At 66.5% G+C, this 17073-nt stretch carries 11 protein-coding genes; 4 read left to right on the top strand and 7 right to left on the bottom strand.

Annotated elements, in window-relative coordinates; translation table 11 throughout:
* Positions 1-64: 64 nt before the first annotated feature.
* Genes hutI through hutU form a run of 4 tightly spaced genes read left to right on the top strand, consistent with a single transcriptional unit; the run spans position 65 to position 5272 of the window.
* Positions 65-1264 (top strand): imidazolonepropionase, encoded by a 1200-nt coding sequence (gene hutI, locus HH800_RS07420; RefSeq protein ID WP_169863266.1) that lies wholly within the window; start codon positions 65-67, stop codon positions 1262-1264.
* Positions 1261-2790 (top strand): histidine ammonia-lyase, encoded by a 1530-nt coding sequence (gene hutH / locus HH800_RS07415; RefSeq protein ID WP_169860672.1) that lies wholly within the window; start codon positions 1261-1263, stop codon positions 2788-2790. The genes hutI and hutH overlap by 4 nt, the downstream gene beginning before the upstream one ends.
* On the top strand, positions 2787-3608 hold the full coding sequence (hutG, locus tag HH800_RS07410; protein WP_169860671.1) for an N-formylglutamate deformylase: 822 nt from the start codon (positions 2787-2789) through the stop codon (positions 3606-3608). The genes hutH and hutG overlap by 4 nt, the downstream gene beginning before the upstream one ends.
* On the top strand, positions 3605-5272 hold the full coding sequence (gene hutU / locus HH800_RS07405) for a urocanate hydratase (RefSeq protein ID WP_169860670.1): 1668 nt from the start codon (positions 3605-3607) through the stop codon (positions 5270-5272). The genes hutG and hutU overlap by 4 nt, the downstream gene beginning before the upstream one ends.
* A 19-nt stretch (positions 5273-5291) precedes the next feature.
* Here hutU and HH800_RS07400 read toward each other — a convergent pair whose 3' ends face one another.
* From HH800_RS07400 to HH800_RS07370, 7 genes are all read right to left on the bottom strand, one after another.
* Entirely contained in the window at positions 5292-6302 is a 1011-nt protein-coding gene (locus HH800_RS07400) for a glycosyl hydrolase family 8 (protein WP_169860669.1), read from the bottom strand.
* Positions 6292-6756: a cellulose biosynthesis protein BcsD gene (gene bcsD / locus HH800_RS07395; protein ID WP_169860668.1), complete on the bottom strand. Its 465-nt coding sequence runs from the start codon at positions 6754-6756 to the stop codon at positions 6292-6294. Before bcsD ends, HH800_RS07400 begins: the two co-directional genes overlap by 11 nt.
* The gene (locus tag HH800_RS07390) at positions 6756-10130 is read right to left on the bottom strand and encodes a cellulose synthase subunit BcsC-related outer membrane protein (protein WP_169860667.1); all 3375 of its coding nucleotides are present in this window, start codon (positions 10128-10130) and stop codon (positions 6756-6758) included. Before HH800_RS07390 ends, bcsD begins: the two co-directional genes overlap by 1 nt.
* Positions 10127-14503, bottom strand: a complete 4377-nt coding sequence (bcsA, locus tag HH800_RS07385; protein WP_169860666.1) for a UDP-forming cellulose synthase catalytic subunit — start codon at positions 14501-14503, stop codon at positions 10127-10129. Before bcsA ends, HH800_RS07390 begins: the two co-directional genes overlap by 4 nt.
* Entirely contained in the window at positions 14500-15219 is a 720-nt protein-coding gene (locus tag HH800_RS07380; RefSeq protein ID WP_004212465.1) for a ParA family protein, read from the bottom strand. The genes bcsA and HH800_RS07380 overlap by 4 nt, the downstream gene beginning before the upstream one ends.
* Positions 15219-15566: a hypothetical protein gene (locus HH800_RS07375; protein WP_004212463.1), complete on the bottom strand. Its 348-nt coding sequence runs from the start codon at positions 15564-15566 to the stop codon at positions 15219-15221. The genes HH800_RS07380 and HH800_RS07375 overlap by 1 nt, the downstream gene beginning before the upstream one ends.
* A 192-nt stretch (positions 15567-15758) precedes the next feature.
* Positions 15759-16931, bottom strand: a complete 1173-nt coding sequence (locus HH800_RS07370) for an FAS1-like dehydratase domain-containing protein (RefSeq protein ID WP_169860665.1) — start codon at positions 16929-16931, stop codon at positions 15759-15761.
* Positions 16932-17073: the final 142 nt, after the last annotated feature.

Genomic DNA, 17073 nt, shown 5'->3' with positions numbered 1-17073 from the left:
TATACATTAAATATCGAATCATGCAATCTGGGCGGAAGGCCGTGAAGGGAGGCTGGCGATGACGATGATATGCGATCGGCTATGGACCAATGCCCGGCTGGCGACGATGGCGGGCGACGGGATCGGCGCGGTCGAGGATGGTGTGATCGCCGCGCGCGACGGCCGTATCACCTTTGCCGGTTCGCGTGCCGATGCCCCTGCATTCGCCCCCGTTGAGACAATCGACTGCGCCGGCCGCTGGATCACGCCGGGCCTGATCGACTGCCACACCCATCTGGTCCATGGCGGCGATCGCGCCGCCGAGTTCGAGCTGCGCCTGGCCGGCGCCTCCTATGAAGAAATTGCCCGAGCCGGCGGCGGCATCGTCTCGACCATGCGCGCCACCCGCGCAGCGAGCGAGGCGGAACTGATCGCCAGCGCCCTGCCCCGGCTCGACGCGCTGATCGCCGAGGGCGCCTCCACGGTCGAGGTGAAGTCCGGCTACGGCCTTGATCCCGTCTCCGAGTTGCGGATGCTGCGCGCCGCGCGCCAGCTGGGCCGCGAACGGCCGGTGCGGATCATAACGACCTTCTTGGGCGCCCACGCCCTGCCGCCCGAATATGCCAGCGATGCCGATGGCTATATCGCGATGCTGTGCGACGAATTGCTGCCCGCCGTCGCCGCCGAAGGCCTAGCCGACGCGGTCGATGCCTTTTGCGAGGGGATCGGCTTTTCGCCGGCACAGACCGACCGGCTGTTCACCGCCGCGCGCGCACTCGGCCTGCCGGTCAAGCTTCATGCCGAACAGCTTTCCAACCTCCATGGCGCGGCGCTCGCCGCCAGCCATGGCGCGCTGTCAGCCGATCATCTGGAATATCTGGATGAAGACGGAATCGCCGCCATGGCCCGCGCCGGCACGGTCGCAACCTTGCTGCCCGGCGCCTATTATTTCGTGCGCGAGACGAAGCTGCCGCCGATCGACGGGCTGCGCCGTGCCGGCGTGCCGATCGCGCTGGCGACCGACTGCAACCCCGGCACCTCGCCGCTCACCTCGCTGCTGCTGGTCATGAACATGGGCGCGACCCTGTTCCGCCTGACCATCGACGAATGTCTGGCGGGCGTCACCCGCAATGCGGCCCGCGCGCTCGGCCTTGCCGCCGACATCGGCACGCTGGAGGTCGGCAAAAGCTGCGACCTTGCCATCTGGGACATAGAGCGCCCCGCCGAACTGGTTTATCGCATGGGGTATAACCCGCTCCATGCCCGCATCTGGAGTGGTCAATGAACGCTATCATCCTCGTCCCCGGCGAAGCTTCGCTGGCCGACTGGCGCGCCATCTATCGCGGCGCGACGGCCCGGCTTGATGGCGCGGCGGCCCCGCGCATCGCGCAAAGCGCGGCAGCGGTGGCGCGCATCCTGGCGAAGGGCGAGCCGGTCTATGGCATCAACACGGGCTTCGGCAAGCTGGCCAGCGTCCGCATCGGTGACGAAGACCTCGCCACGCTCCAGCGCAATATCGTGCTGAGCCATGCCGCCGGCACCGGTGCCCCCTCCTCCGTGCCGGTCATCCGCCTGATGATGGCACTAAAGCTCGCCAGCCTGGGCCAGGGCGCGTCGGGCGTTCAGCCGCAGACGGTCGCCCTGCTGGAGGCGATGCTGGTCCAGGGGCTGACCCCGGTGGTGCCGGCCCAGGGGTCCGTCGGCGCCAGCGGCGATCTGGCGCCCTTGTCGCACATGGCCGCCGCGATGATTGGTGTCGGCGACATCATGCTGGACGGCGAGCGCCTGCCCGCCGCCGAAGCACTGGCCCGTGCCGGCCTCGCGCCGCTGGAACTTGGCCCCAAGGAAGGGCTGGCGCTGCTCAACGGCACCCAATTCTCGACCGCCAATGCGCTGGCCGGCCTGTTCGAGACGGAAACGCTGTTCCAGTCCGCGCTCGTCACCGGCGCGCTCTCGACCGAAGCGGCCAAGGGCTCCGACACCCCCTTCGACCCGCGCATCCACGCGCTGCGCCGCCATGCCGGGCAGATCGAGACCGCCGATGCGCTGCGCGGCCTGATGGCAGGCAGCGCCATCCGTGCGAGCCATCTGAAGGGCGATGAACGCGTGCAGGATCCCTATTGCCTGCGCTGCCAGCCGCAGGTGATGGGCGCCGCGCTCGACCTGCTGCGCCAGGCAGCGACCACGCTGGCCATCGAGGCGAATGGCGTGTCGGACAATCCGCTGATCTTCCCGGAAAGCGACGAGGCGCTGTCGGGCGGCAATTTCCATGCCGAGCCGGTCGCCTTCGCTGCCGACATGATCGCGCTCGCCATCTGCGAGATCGGATCGATCGCCGAACGGCGCATCGCCATGCTGGTCGATCCGGCGCTGTCGGGCCTGCCCGCCTTCTTGACCCCGCGCCCCGGTCTCAATTCGGGCTTCATGATCCCGCAGGTGACGGCCGCCGCTTTGGTGTCGGAAAACAAGCAGCGAGCCTATCCGGCCAGCGTGGATTCGATCCCGACCAGCGCCAATCAGGAGGATCATGTCTCCATGGCCGCGCATGGCGCGCGCCGCCTGCTCGACATGGCGGACAACGCCACTGCAGTGATCGGCATCGAATTGCTGGCGGCGGTGCAGGGCATGGACTTCCACGCCCCGCTTGCCTCCAGCACGGCATTGGAAGCGGCGCGCGCCTGCGTCCGGGATCAGGTGCCGCACCTCACCGACGACCGCCATTTTCATCCCGACATGGAGGCCGCCAACCGCATCGTCCGATCGGGCGCGCTGGTGGCGGCCGCTGGTCATGCCCTGCCGGTGCTGGGATGAACGACTGGCTCGACATCCGGCGGGGCGATGCGGCGCTGATCGTCGCCTTTCCCCACACCGGCACCGATCTGGCCGATGTCGGCGACGCCTTCCGCTCGCCCTGGATCGCGCGCGCCGATGCCGACTGGTGGGTGGATCAGCTCTACGCCTTCGCTCGCGATCTGGGCGCGACGACGATCCGCACCACCATTTCGCGCAGCGTGATCGACGTCAATCGCGATCCGTCCGGCGCCTCGCTCTATCCGGGGCAGGCGACGACCGAGCTCTGCCCGACGACCGATTTCGATGGCGAACCGCTCTATGCCGGCGCCGTCCCCGATGCGGCCGAGATCGACCGGCGGCGGGCCAACTGGTTCAGCCCCTATCATGCCGCGCTACAGGCGGAGATCGACCGGCTGCGCGCCCGGCATGACCGGGTCGTCGTCTACGACGCCCATTCGATCCGCAGCATCGTCCCGCGCCTGTTCGACGGCGCATTGCCGCAGTTCAACATCGGCACCAACTTCGGCACGACCTGTTCGCCGGACCTGACCGCCGAGGTCGCCCGCCTCTGCGCCGCAAGCGGCATGAGCCATGTCGTCGACGGCCGTTTCCGTGGCGGCTGGACCACGCGCCATTATGGCCGGCCCGAACAGGGCGTCCATGCGATCCAGATGGAGCTCGCGATGCGCGGCTATCTCCACGAACCGGCCGAACGCACCGAGGCCAATTGGCCGCCGCCGCTCGACCCGGCCCATGCCGCGCCGCTGACCGCCACCCTCACCGCCATCTTGAAGGCCTGCCTCGCCTTCACTCGCCAGGAAGGCCGACCTTCATGACCCGCATCGACAATAGCCGCATCATCAAGCCCGCCACCGGGACCGATCTCAGCGCGAAGAGCTGGCTCACCGAAGCGCCGCTGCGCATGCTGATGAACAATCTCCATCCCGACGTCGCCGAGCGGCCCGAGGAGCTGGTCGTCTATGGCGGGATCGGCCGCGCCGCACGCGACTGGGAAAGCTATGACCGGATCGTCGAGACGCTGAAGCGGCTGGACGACGACCAGACTTTGCTGGTCCAGTCGGGCAAGCCGGTCGGCGTGTTCCGCACCCATCGCGATGCGCCGCGCGTGCTGATCGCCAACTCCAATCTGGTGCCGCACTGGGCCAATTGGGAGCATTTCAACGAGCTCGATAAGCGGGGCCTCGCCATGTATGGCCAGATGACCGCGGGTAGCTGGATCTATATCGGCACCCAGGGCATCGTGCAGGGCACCTATGAGACTTTCGTCGAGATGGGACGCCAACATCATGGCGGCAACCTCAGCGGCAAATGGCTGCTGACGGCGGGCCTGGGCGGCATGGGCGGCGCGCAGCCGCTCGCCGCCGTCATGGCCGGCGCCTCCTGCCTCGCGATCGAATGCCAGCCGAGCCGTATCGAGATGCGCCTGCGCACCGGTTATCTGGATGTCGCGGCCTCGACGATCGAGGAAGCCATGGCGATCATCGAGCAAAGCTGCGCCGACAAGAAGCCCGTCTCGGTCGGCCTGCTCGGCAACGCTGCCGAAATCCTGCCCGAGATGTTCGCGCGCGGCATCCGCCCCGATCTGCTCACCGACCAGACCAGTGCCCATGATCCGGTCAACGGCTATCTGCCCGCCGGCTGGACCGTCGCCGAATGGATCGAGCGGCGCGAGCGCGAGCCCGAAGCGGTGGCCAAGGCCGCCAAGGCCAGCATGGCGGTCCATGTCCGCGCCATGCTGGATTTCCAGGCGGCGGGCGTGCCCACGACCGACTATGGCAATAATATCCGCCAGATGGCGAAGGACGAAGGCGTGGAGAATGCCTTCGACTTCCCCGGCTTCGTCCCCGCTTACATCCGCCCGCTATTCTGCCGCGGCATCGGCCCGTTCCGCTGGGCCGCGCTGTCGGGCGATCCGGAGGATATCTACAAGACCGACGCCAAGGTGAAGGAATTGCTGCCCGACAATGCCCATCTCCACAACTGGCTCGACATGGCGCGGGAGAAGATCCACTTCCAGGGCCTGCCCGCCCGCATCTGCTGGGTGGGCCTGGGCGATCGCCATCGCCTTGGCCTCGCCTTCAACGAGATGGTGGCAAAGGGCGAACTCAAGGCCCCGGTCGTCATCGGCCGCGACCATCTCGACAGCGGCTCGGTCGCCTCCCCCAATCGCGAGACCGAGGCGATGATGGACGGGTCGGACGCGGTCAGCGACTGGCCGCTGCTCAACGCCCTGCTCAACACCGCGTCGGGTGCGACCTGGGTATCGCTGCACCATGGCGGCGGCGTCGGCATGGGCTATAGCCAGCATAGCGGCATGGTGATCGTTGCCGACGGCACGGCGGAAGCGGCTGCGCGGCTGGAGCGGGTATTGTGGAACGACCCGGCCACCGGCGTGATGCGCCATGCCGATGCGGGCTACGAGATCGCGCGCGACTGTGCCCGTGACAAGGGCCTCGACCTGCCGGGGATATTGGGCTGAGCCACCAGCTCAGCCCCGATCAGGCGAGCTTGCCGGCCAGCATCTGCAGCGAGGCCGCATAATAGTCGGTCGACAGGCCTGCCGGTTGCGGCAGGCCCATGATCTTGCCGGCAATCGCCATGCCACCCGCCGACAGGGCATAGGGCGCGACCTCCCCGGACTGGACATCGACCCAGGCCGGGATCGGCTGTTGCCGGGTCACATAGCCCTGCCAATAATCCCGGATCGGCTTCAGCAGCGCAGCCCGGCGCCCGGCCTGGGCGTAGAGCGGCACGCGGATCGCGTCGAAGCCGAAACGGGCGGGCTTGCCCACGGCCGGCACCACCATGTCATGCCCCGTCACATCGACCCAGTCGGTCGGCAGCTTGAGCGGACCGAATTGCGCCGCCGCCATCAGCGCTTCGCTGTCGCTGATGATCCGCCCCCAGGCCGCCTCCCCATCCAGGCGGCGGAAGGCGTCGAGCGCAGGCCAGACGAAATAGGAAGGGTTGAGCGTCACCGCCTCCGGCGTGACGAAGCCCTGCAGGCCGGGCAGCAGCAATTTGCGCCCATGGCGTTCCAGCACCAGATGCTGGCGGATCGCAGCGCGGATCTCGGCCGAGCGGGTGGCATAACGCCCCTCGCCCCAGCTTTTCGCGGCTTCGGCCAGTGCCCAGGCGATGAACAGGTCGCCATCGGTCGCATTATTGGTGTCCGCCACCGGATTGGGCTGCCGCGGGTCATAGCGCCAGGCGTAAAGCGCCATGTCGGGCCGGACCAGATTGCTATCGGTCCAGCGCAGGATAGCGTCGAACGCTTCCCGGTCATCGTTCCACAATGCCAGGCCCAGGCCATAGCCCTGCCCCTCGCTATGGCTGACACCGCCATTGCCATTGTCGACGATGCGGCCCGACGGATCGAGAAAGGCGGCCTTGAACCGGGCCCAGTCGCCATTGGTCACGCTGCTGCCCCGCGGCTGACGCGCCTTGGCACAGGCTGCCGTGAAAACCAGTCCCATCCCCATCAGCAACGCACGCCGGTCAACGCCCATGGCGTATTTCCATGATGCCGTCGCGCCATTGGAGCACGGATGTATGCAGGTCCGCGCCGCCGCCCAGCGCCCGGAACCAGGCGTCATAGGCGCCACGCAGCAGCGACGGCGCCATGTCCGCCCAGCGGCCATCGACATCGCCCTGGAGCGTTTCGGGCAAGCCGATATGCTGGATCATGATTGCATCGTCCGTCATCCGCAATTGCGCCTCACCCCAGCCCAACGTCCGCCACAGCCGGTTGATCCGCGCCATCAGCGCGTCTCCGTCCGAAATGTCGGCGACCTGAAGCAGCGACGCGATGCGCCGACCGACTGCGCCGAAAAAGGCGTCAGCCTGGCCACGGGTCGCGGTGCCGAACACCTCGCTGCCAATCATCGCGGTCAGCAGCGACAGCCCGTCCATCGTCCACTGATCGGTTTCGGCGGGCTGATATTCCACGGCTTCCCGGATCATCAATTGCCTCCCAGAGACTGTTTGATCCCAATCAGCGACTTGAACTCGTCATAGCTGCCGAAGGTGTTGATGCTCATCTCACCGCCGACCCGCGTGCTGGGACTGACACGATAATAGATCGAGCCGTCCGTCGAAAGGGCAAAGCCGGTCTTGCTCAGGCTGTCATAATAAGAGCGCACGTCGCTGTTCTGGGCCTTGAGGCCATCCAGCACCGCCTGTGCCGCCGGATCGGTCGGATAGACATTGACCTGATCCTGGCTGTAGCTCTGATAGCCAGGCGCCACGCCCGCCTTCACCTCCAGCAGGTCCGACGCATAGGCATAACGCACCGGCAGGCTTATGCTAAAGAAGCTCTGCGGGCTGAAATAGCCGCCAAAGCCGTAGGTGAAGTAGTTCTGATTATTGTCGAAATCCTGATAGTTCACATTGACGCCGCCAGTGATCGACGACCGATCGCCGCGATAGAAGGGCAGATAGCCACCGACATTGGCCTGGAAACCATGGTTCTTGCGGACGTCATGCCCGGCATATTTATAATAGGACAGGTCGCCATAGACCCCCGCCCCATCCTGATCATAGGAGAAGGATGCGCCGCCGCCGGTCCGCATCACCTGGCCCCACATCGCCCCGGTCACGGGATCGCGTGTGCCAGCATAGGACAGGACACTGTCGGTCACCGGCTTGCGTTCGAACCAGGCGCGGGCCGTCGCATAGGGCGAGAAGCGCGGGCTGATCGCCGCATGCCAGGTCACGTCGCTATCCTCGAAACCGAGCGGCGTGACGCCAGCCTCCAGCTTCAGCAGCGGCGTCTCATAAGCGGCCGACAGCGCCACGCCGGACGCATGCTGGGTATCGGCGTCCACCAGTGCGGACTCCTCCTGATCGACGATCCCCTGCGCCTCGGGCGTCGCATTGCGGCCGAAGCGGGCAAGCCCCGACCGGCTGGGACGACCGGCATCCAGAACCACGGCTTCCGCCCTCGCCTTGATCCGGCCGTTGCCAAGGCTGGTGGAGACTTCGGCCGATCCGGTCAGTTCCTTGAGTTCACTCAGCCCCGCTTCACCCGATCGCTCGCGATAGCCGGTGCGCAGTTCGGCGCGCGGGCCGCTGTCGCGGGTCAGGGTTCGGATCTCGGTCTGGATACGATCCATCACCGGATCGCCGCTTGTCATCATCGATCCGCCCGGCGCAGACGCCGGCACGCCAACGGCCGGATAGCCGCCCGGCATCGGCGCAGATTGGGCCACGACAGCGGGCGGGAAGCCACCGGCTTCGCCAGCCTGCGGCATCGGCGCGAACGCCATGCCTGCCGGTGACGGCGCCTGTCCGGCCAGCCGCGCGCCCGATCCCAGCGCGAACGGATTGACCGCCGCCGGGGCGGCCGCAGCCGACTGGTTGCGGAACGGGTTGTTGCCCTGCATCGTCGCGGCAAAGGGATTGCTGGCAGTGACATTGCCTGCGCCGCTCTGCGCGGCATAGACTTCCTTCGCCCGCTTCAGATAGCGCAATGCGGCGCCCTCGTCGCCCCGCGCCTGCTCCATCCGCGCCGCCGCCATGTAGATCTGATAATCATTGGGCGACTGCTGCAAGGCGCGCTCGATCGTGGCGCGTGCCAGATCCTTGTCGCCCGCTGCGCCCGCCGTCTCGATCAGGCCCATCAGCGCACCCTTGTCATTGGGCGACTGGACCAGGACCAGTTGATAGGTCTGGGCCGCCTGGGCCGGCATGCCACCGGACTGATAGAGCCGTGCCAGCGCGGCCAGCACTTCCTGATTGCCCGGCGCAGCGTTCCACGCGCCCTGCAGCAGGTCGAAGGCCTGGGCGTTCTGGCCTGCGAGCCGCAGCCGATCCGCCTGCGACGCCGCCATGATGCCGTTCATCCGCGCGACGACACGCTGGCCGTCGGGCGTATTGCCCGCCAGTTGCGCGGCGCGCTGCACGGCGCTGGTGGCAAAGGCATCGCGCCCGGTCTTGGCCAGCACGCGCACGATCGGCTCGTAGCCGGCCGGGTCGGTGATGGTGCCGGCGGTCAGCGCCTGCTGCGCCAGTTGCGCCGCTCCTTCCCGGTCACCCAGTTCGAACATCGCATCGGCCACCGCAGCCTGCTTGGTCGGGTCGATGCCGGGGGTCGCGGCCAGTTGGCGCAGCGCCATCAGCGCATCGGCCTGCCGGCCCTGCGCGGCCATCGCCTTGGCCCGCTCGATCGCACCGTCCACCTTCAGGCCGACGGCGAAATTGCGCATCTGTTCGGTGCGCTGCATTTCGGGAATGCGCGCCATCAGCGTATCGGCGGCCGACGCCCGGCCGCGATCGGCGTTCAGCAGCGCTGCCGCATAGAGCCAGTCCGGGTCGCTCGACGATCCCAGTGAGTTGATCAGCGATTCCGCTTCAGGCAGGCGCTGGCGCTGGATCAGATAGCGGGCAAATTCATAACGGATCCACGGATCCTGCTGGTCCAGCAGCAGGCCGGAATGGAATTCCTGTTCGGCGGTGACATCATCGCCGCGCGCGGCCGCGGCACGGGCGCGATCGCGCGCGGCCCGGCTCGCCAGCCGACCATCGGACTGCTTGGCTCCTTCATTTGCCTGCCGGTAGAGGTCTGCCGCATCGGCATAGCGCCCCTGCCGCTCATAGATATCGGCCAGCAATTCGAGCGCCGGGCCACGCTGCGGATAGCCGGAACGGACCAGCGCCTCGGCATCGGCCTGCGCTTCGCCAAGCCGGCCCTGCGTCAGCGCCGCACGCGCATTGGCCAGCCCGCCAAAGAAGCGGGCGGAGGCCAGCGCCTGCGCCCATTGCCCGGCAGAACCGCGCTGCGACGCCTGATCGAGCAGGTCACGCGCTTCGCCAAAGCGCCCCTGGCGCAGGCGCACCAGTCCAAGGCCGCCCAGCGCGTCGGCATCATTGCGATTGGCCGCCACGGCGCGCTCGAACGCGCGCTCCGCGCCATCCAGATCATTGGCGTCGAGAGCCTTGAAACCGCTCGCGCGCGACGCGCCGCCGCCAGCATTGCCGCTCGGGCGCGCCGTCTGCGTCCGATTTGCCGCCGAGGGAGCCGCAGCCGGCGTGGGCGTGGGCCGTGGCGTCGCTTCGGCGCGCCGTGCCGGCGCTGGCGCGGGCGTGGGTTTGGGTGCCGGCTGTGCCTTGGGCGGCGGGCCGGCCAGCCCCTTGCGCGCTTCGGCATTATTGGGATCGAGCGCCAGCGCCCGGCGATAGGCCTGGTTTGCCAGATCCTGTCGCCCCTTGGACTGCCAATAGCGGCCCTGCTGGATCAGCGGCGCAACGCCCGGCACATCGGCCAGCGTGGGCATCGGCGCCATGCAGGCCAGCGCCAGGGCGGCGCAGGTGATACGCAGACGGAGGGTGGGGCTCATGCCTCATCCTCCTTGCTCAGGCGACGGCGCTGCTGCCGGCTGAGATAGAGATAGAGCGGCCCGGCGAGGATGAGCGCCGCGAGCAGGCCGCAGGCGGCCATCAGCAGAGGGCGCTGGCTCAGCCAGAAGGCGGCCTTCATCCAGAAGGGCAGATAGCCGACCCAATAGCCGGGCCCAACGGCGAAACTGCTCATCCCGTCGCCGCTGGTGACGGCCAGGTCGCCCTGGATCTGGGCGTTGATCTTGGCATCGGCCATGCCGCCGACCAGATCGGGCAGTGCGCGCGGATCGTCCGCCAGCAGGGCCACGACGCTGCGACCACCCTCGAACGGGGATTCGAAGCCGACAATGCCGGCAAAACCGCTGGACGAGGTGACGAACGCGTCCGCTTCGCCATCCCCCGATCGATCGAACGGCGAGAAGAAGGCGAAGATGCGCTGGATCGGGCTCATCTCCGTCACCTGCAGCCGGCCATTTTCATAACGGACCGGTGCGCCAGCGAAGAGCTGGTCGGAACCCGCCACGCTGCTGCCACCGATGACGATGATGTCCCTGCCCTGCAGTCGCTCGCCATCGACCGCGTTGGCGACGACGACACCGGTCACTGGCGCGCCGGTGGAATCGCCCATGCGGCCCATCAGCACCAGGAAGGCCTCGACCGCGCCGGCCGAAGGCTGGCCGCCCATCAGAACCGTGGTTTCCGACAGGTCGGGACGAATGGTGAAGGGATAGCCGGCGCCCGCAAAGGTGGCGAGATCGGGCATGTGCAGCGCGTGATAGGCGCGGCTGAGGTCAATGCTGCTGCTCGGACGCACGCTGACCCGGACATTCTCGGGCAGCGTCCCTTCGCATTTCTTCTTGTCGGCAATGATCAGATTATAGTCGAAGATCAGCTCGTTCTGGCCGAACAGATTGTAGCGCGGCAGCACGATCGAGGCGCTGGAATCGTTGGACGATGCGCCTTGCGCCCCGAACAGGCTGTCCCACCAGCCAGCCCCAGCGAGCGGCAGCGTGCGCAGATACTGGTTGTTGATCGAGACGTCGAGGCGCGAGGCACGACGATCGAGCCATTTGGCCGCCGGATAGCGGTAGCGCAGGTCCAGGCGACCACCCTGGCGCGGCCAGAAGAAGAGGTCGGGCGCGACCCGGAAGCGCGCCGACAACGGGCCAGGCGGTAGGCCCATGCCCTGCAGCGCATTGGCATCCATGATCTCGCCCAGCTGGACCGGGCGGTCGGTGCGCAGCCAGCGCGGCGCGGCATAGCGCGCATAGGTCGGGATGCGAACCCCATCGAAATTCATCCGCGCGCCGCTCAGCACGCCGCGGCCGCTGGCGATCGCCGCAGCGGCCAGCTTCAACTCGCTGGCGTTGCGGCCCATCACCACCAGCAATTCGCCGAACGTGTCGCGCGGATTGCGGATGACCGTGGCGCTAGGTCCGGTGATCGAAAGGTTGAGGCCGGCGATCGGCCGGTCCGGCGTCGCGAACAGGATCGCATTGCCGGTCGGGATCTGGTTGTAGACCGGCTTGAAGGAGAAGCCGCGATAGCTGGCCTGGGCGCCCAGCCAGGAGGCGAGGCTGGCGGCCGCCTCCAGCTCGCCCGCGCGCGGCGTGCCGGCGAAGACGAAGGGCAGGCGCAACGGCAGATTGTCGTGCCGGTCAAAGAAGGGACCGGGCAGACGGCCCAGGTCCGGCGCCATCGGGAGCGTCTGGACGCTGAGGTCGAACCAGGACCGGACATTGCTGATATTGGCCCAGAGCGAACTGTGGAACGGATCCTCGCAATCGCGCGCATAATGGCCGACCAAACGCAGGTTGAGCTGGTTGTCGCCCGGCAGGAACAGCGCCGGATTGACCGGAATGGTGATGTTCTGACCACCGGATTCCGCCGGGGTCAGGCGAATGGTGCGGACCACCTCGCCGTTCAGCAGCACGACCAGCTGGCTGAGATCGCCGAGCATCGCCGGCGACCAGGCGAAATTCAGCGTCAGGCTGCTGTCGGTCACCACCTCGTTGCGGCGCATGCCGAAGGGAATGCCGATTTCGCCGCGTGTGCCGGCCAGGCGGATCGGCATCTTGACCTGCAGGTCGCGGAAGCTGAGCCGCTGCTTCTGCACGCCCGCTGCGGTGGCGGGTGCCAGCGTCGCGGCAGGTGCCTGCGCCGCCTGCGCGAAGGCGTGACCGCTGCCTGCGAGCAGCAGCGTCCCGATCGCGGCCAGGCCGAGCAATGCGGCCGCAGCCTGCTTGGCGGCTTTCGCCGCGGCGGCCAGGCGAACGGCCTTCTTCTGCTTGCGGCGCTCCGTGCGGTTGAGGCGGAACAGGCGCTTGAGGGTCATATAGTCGACCACGATGATATCCCAGAGAGAGTGCAGGGCCGAAACCGGCTTGCGGGGGGCAGCGGGCTGCCAGGCATCGGCACGGCCCATCACCGCGCGGACAAGGTGACGCGAAGAGATCATGTCCAGTTCCTGGAAGCGCAGATTGACCTCGCCCCGATCGAACCGGACCATTTCGACCGGGATCGTCAGCTTCTCGTCACCCATCGGCAGCGACATATAGGCGACACGCCGGTCGCGCAGCGGGAAGTCGGGCGGCACGGCGATCGCGGCACCGCCCATCGAAATGTCGATCGTCGTCGCGTCGATAACATAGCCATCGGCCATGTAGAGGGTGACCGGCAATTCGGTGACGATGCGGATATATTCGCGCGCCTGCCGCGTCTCGCGCGCGACCGAAACGGCGGCGATCAGGATGATCAGGCTGAACACGGCCCAGACGACGTTCAGCACCAGCGTATCGGTCTGGATGTTGAACAGATGCGGGAAGAAGACCCGCTTCACGATCGCCAGCCCGATGCCGAAGATGATGAGGCCGATGCAGATCAGGTGCGGGCGCACCGTCGACAGGTCGAAATAGGTTCGGTCGAGCAGGCTGCCCTTGTCCGTCACGTTGAACTTGCCCTTGCGCGGCTGGAAGAAGGTCATGACCGTCGGGCGCGCTAGGTGAAAGGCCAGGATCGTCTCGTAGATTTCGCCCCAGAACGGCCGGCGATCCCCGCCCTGCGTATTCGCCGACGACGTCATCGAACAGACCAGATGCGGCAGCGCATAGGCGAAGATCAGCGAGGCCGAGGCATGGATGATGTTCTGGCCGAAGATCAGATAGGCAAGCGGGCTGGTCAGGAAGACGATGCGCGGCAGCGGAAACTGGAAATGCAGCATCGCATTCAGGTAGCAAAGCCGCTGCTGCCAATTGAGGCCGCGCCCGAACAGCGGATTGTCGATCCGCAGGATCTGCGTCATGCCGCGCGCCCAGCGGATGCGCTGGCCGATATGCAGCACCAGCCGCTCGGTCGCGAGACCCGCGGACAGGCGCGCGCCGATATAGGCGGTATTCCAGCCCATGCGCTGCAACTTCAACGCGGTATGGGCGTCCTCGGTCACCGTCTCGCCGGCAAAGCCGTTGGTCTGGGCCAGCGCATCGCGGCGAATGACGGCGCAGGAACCGCAGAAGAAGGTCGCGTTCCACAGGTCGTTGCCGGACTGGACCGCACCGTAGAACAGGTCGCCCTCACCCGGCAGGTCGCGCACCGTGCCCAGGTTGCGCTGGGCCGGATCGGGCGAATAGAAATGGTGCGGCGTCTGCATCAGCGCCAGCTTGGGATCCTGCTGGAACCAGCCGACGGTCATCTGCAGGAAGGCGCGGGTCGGCACATGGTCGCAATCGAAGATGGCGATCAGTTCGCCATTGGTCTTCTTCATCGCCGCATTGAGGTTGCCGGCCTTGGCATGAAGATTGTCGCCGCGGGTCAGATAGCCGCAGCCGGCTTGGCGCGCGAACGCCTGAAACTCCGGCCGGCGCCCGTCATCCAGGATGAAGACGCGGAAGCGATCGGCCGGATAGTCCATGTCCATCGCCGCGAACACGGTGTTGCGGACGATCTCCAGGCTTTCATTATAGGTCGGGACATAGACGTCGACGCTGGGCCATTGATCGGGTTCGCCCTCGATCTCGACCACTTCACGATCGAGCGGCCAGCCAGTCTGCAGGAAGCCCAGCACCAGGATCAGCCAGGCATAGACTTCGGCCAGATACAGGCCCGACCCCAGCAGAAACTCTGCCAGGGTGCCAAACTCCAGCGTCTCGGTGGTGCGCCAGAACATGTAGCGGGTCGATACGATCATCGACAGGATCGCCAGCACCAGCAGGGCACGACGGCTGCGCATGCGCCCCAATATGGTCGCGCCCACAATGGTGATGCCGGCAAAGATCCACTGCGCTTCCAGATCGAGCGGCACGGTGATCGCCAGCAGGGCAAACAGCCCGGCCAGCACCAGCAGTCCGTTGCTCAGGATCGCCTGCCGCCCCTTCACGAAGTAGCCTCCTCGGCCGCCTCGACCAGCCCGGCCGCCTGTTCCACGGTCGTCACCAGCCGGCGCAGGTCGTTAAGCGCCACGCTGGCCGGCGCGAAGCGGGCCAGCGGCTCGAACATCGCGCTTGCCTCGTTCACCGCTTCGTCACGGCGGATCGTGCCGAGCAGCTTGCTGCCGAACAGTTCGCGCAGGAAGATATGGGTGTGGCGCGACAGGCGATGGGTATCGTCGAGATGGTTGAGCACGAACCCGGTCTTGGCGAGATCGATCGTCGCCGTGCCCGGCTCAACCTTGGGCAGGGCCGCGAGCGATCCGGGACGCGGATGCAGGGGGCAGACATGCAGGGCGGCATGCGGCAACAGCATGTCCTTGGTCTCGCGGTCACCCGCCGCCACATCGGCAATGAAGATCTTCTTGCCGGCGAACGGCGAATGATCCGGCTTGCCCAGCAAATCCTGGAAGGTCGCGTCACGGCGCAGGCCATAGGCGGAAAAGAGCGCGACGCCCGACACCGCGATCTGGTCGGCGCTGCCGTCGTTCAGTTCCGGCAGGCCCTGGGCCGGGGTCAGGCCGAAATAGAGCTTGAGAGAATCCTGATAGGTGAAGTCGAGCGCACTGACATCATGCCCACGCTGCGCCAGATGGATCGCCAGTTGGGCCGCGATGAAGCTGGTGCCGACGCCGCCCTTGGGCGAATGACAGAGGATCAGCGGCATCAATAATCTCGCTTGTCGGGGTCGTTCGACAGATGGCCCAGGAAATCGCGCAGATTGCCGCGCGGCGCAGCGGATGGCGGCGCGTCCTGATAGGCGTCGAACATGCTGGTCACATTGGCGCGGGGTGCGGGCGCAGGCTGTTCCGGCTCCGCGCGGCGGATCGCCAGCACGGCTTCCGCCTCGCGCGCTTCCAGTTTGGACAGGGGGCGTCCAACCACGCGCGGGTCGGTCAGCAGGGCCTCGAAGATCGGCCACAATTCCATGTCCGCGAAACTGTCCGCGAACTCGCGATAGCGAAAATCCCGGCGCCCCAGCCGGGCCAGAAGGCTTTCTGCGTCGGAGCGCATGGCCCTGTTCTCCCTGATATCCAAGGAAAACCTAGAGTAAAATGGTTAACAAAATCTTTAGAAATTCGAAGAAGTTGCGGCATTGCGGGCGCTGCGTGCGACGCACCGTTCGTCGCACGCAGGAAAATCCCCTTTTTGCTTCAACATCTTGGCGCCGCGAGCCGCAAAAGCGCGCCGCGGCCATTGCCGCGCTTATTTGCGCGGCAATGCAACTTCCGCCTTGGCGGTCGCCAGGGTCGTGCCCAGTTGATTGACCATGCGGACGTCGATCTGCACCACGTCGCGACCGTCATCGTCGACGAACTTGTCGACCACCGTGCCGGTCATGATCGTGATGTCGCCGGTGAAGGCCGGCCCGCGATAGGAGGCGACCGAATGGGTCACCATGCCCCATTCGCCGGCCCAGCCCGCCAGATAATCGACGATCCAGGCGCCCATCGACGCGCCATAGCCATAGGCCCGCGGCATGCCGATGAAGCGGGCCCAGCGCGGGAAGAGATGGCCGCGCGACGGCCCGAAATAGGCGCCATCGGTCAGTTCCGGATTGATCCGCTCCATCACCGGGTCATTTTCATGCCCCGCCATTTCCTTGACGAAGCCGAGCGCCTCCATATCGAGATCGGTACGCCGGTGCGTGCCGCCCCAGATGGTGAAGAGATAGGCGCGCCATTCCGTGGTGAAGCTGGCAATGCTGTGCGGGCCGATGACGCGCTCGGGCAGAGCCGTGCCGATCTGGATATCGTCCCAATAACGTTTGCCATGGCCCAGTTCGTGCAGCATCTGCACCCAGTCGAACTTGCGATCCTGGATCTGCGCCAGTTCCTCGTCGCTCCACACCGGATCTTCGGTGCCCTCGACCACATCGGTCGTCTTCTCGCGCCCCGCCTCGGCCAGATAGCGGATCGAGGTGGAGCGCTGCTTGGCGATCAGTTCGCCATTCTGATTGTAATAATTATTGTCGCCACGCTGGAAACAGGTCGGCCCGGCGAACTTGGTATCCTTGACCGTATAGTCGAACGGAATGCGCTCATTATGGACCAGGTCACCGCCCTGGATGCGCGGACCATAGAACCACCATTCGTCGCCGCCGAACAGCAGGTGCGAATTGGGAATCGAACCGACGCAGGCCGGCCCGGCGCCATGGCCATCATCCATCGTCACGGCAAAGCTCTGCGGCGCGACCAGCCGCCCCCAGCGCCCTTCGGCGGCATAATCGGCATCATAATGCAGCAGATTGGGATAATGCATCGCCTGCGCCCAACGGCGAATGTCATTATTGTGGATCGGCTCGCGCATCCGCGCAGGCTGCATCGGTTTGCCGAGATATTGGTCGATGTCCGAACAGTCGAAGACGGCTATGCTCATGGTTCCCCTCCGAGGAAATCTTTGTTCTGCCCTGCCATGGCGGAGCAGCGCCCGACGGCACAAGTCCACGGCCGGCGACAGCATGCGCACCGACAAGCGGGAACATCCCGTCAGGCCGCAGAAAAGCGCGGTTTTTCGCCGT

The sequence above is a fragment of the Sphingobium yanoikuyae genome, from assembly GCF_013001025.1.
Taxonomy (GTDB): Bacteria; Pseudomonadota; Alphaproteobacteria; order Sphingomonadales; family Sphingomonadaceae; genus Sphingobium; species Sphingobium yanoikuyae_A.
The sequence above is the reverse complement of the archived record's forward strand: the minus strand, read 5'-3'. Positions and strand labels throughout refer to the sequence as shown.

What these genes read in the sequence shown, in the direction of transcription:
- hutI (WP_169863266.1), top strand. Translation starts at nt 65, where the DNA reads ATGATATGCGATCGGCTATGGACCAATGCCCGGCTGGCGACGATGGCG.
- hutH (WP_169860672.1), top strand. Translation starts at nt 1,261, where the DNA reads ATGAACGCTATCATCCTCGTCCCCGGCGAAGCTTCGCTGGCCGACTGG.
- hutG (WP_169860671.1), top strand. Translation starts at nt 2,787, where the DNA reads ATGAACGACTGGCTCGACATCCGGCGGGGCGATGCGGCGCTGATCGTC.
- hutU (WP_169860670.1), top strand. Translation starts at nt 3,605, where the DNA reads ATGACCCGCATCGACAATAGCCGCATCATCAAGCCCGCCACCGGGACC.
- HH800_RS07400 (WP_169860669.1), bottom strand. Translation starts at nt 6,302, where the DNA reads ATGGGCGTTGACCGGCGTGCGTTGCTGATGGGGATGGGACTGGTTTTC.
- bcsD (WP_169860668.1), bottom strand. Translation starts at nt 6,756, where the DNA reads ATGATCCGGGAAGCCGTGGAATATCAGCCCGCCGAAACCGATCAGTGG.
- HH800_RS07390 (WP_169860667.1), bottom strand. Translation starts at nt 10,130, where the DNA reads ATGAGCCCCACCCTCCGTCTGCGTATCACCTGCGCCGCCCTGGCGCTG.
- HH800_RS07380 (WP_004212465.1), bottom strand. Translation starts at nt 15,219, where the DNA reads ATGCCGCTGATCCTCTGTCATTCGCCCAAGGGCGGCGTCGGCACCAGC.
- HH800_RS07375 (WP_004212463.1), bottom strand. Translation starts at nt 15,566, where the DNA reads ATGCGCTCCGACGCAGAAAGCCTTCTGGCCCGGCTGGGGCGCCGGGAT.
- HH800_RS07370 (WP_169860665.1), bottom strand. Translation starts at nt 16,931, where the DNA reads ATGAGCATAGCCGTCTTCGACTGTTCGGACATCGACCAATATCTCGGC.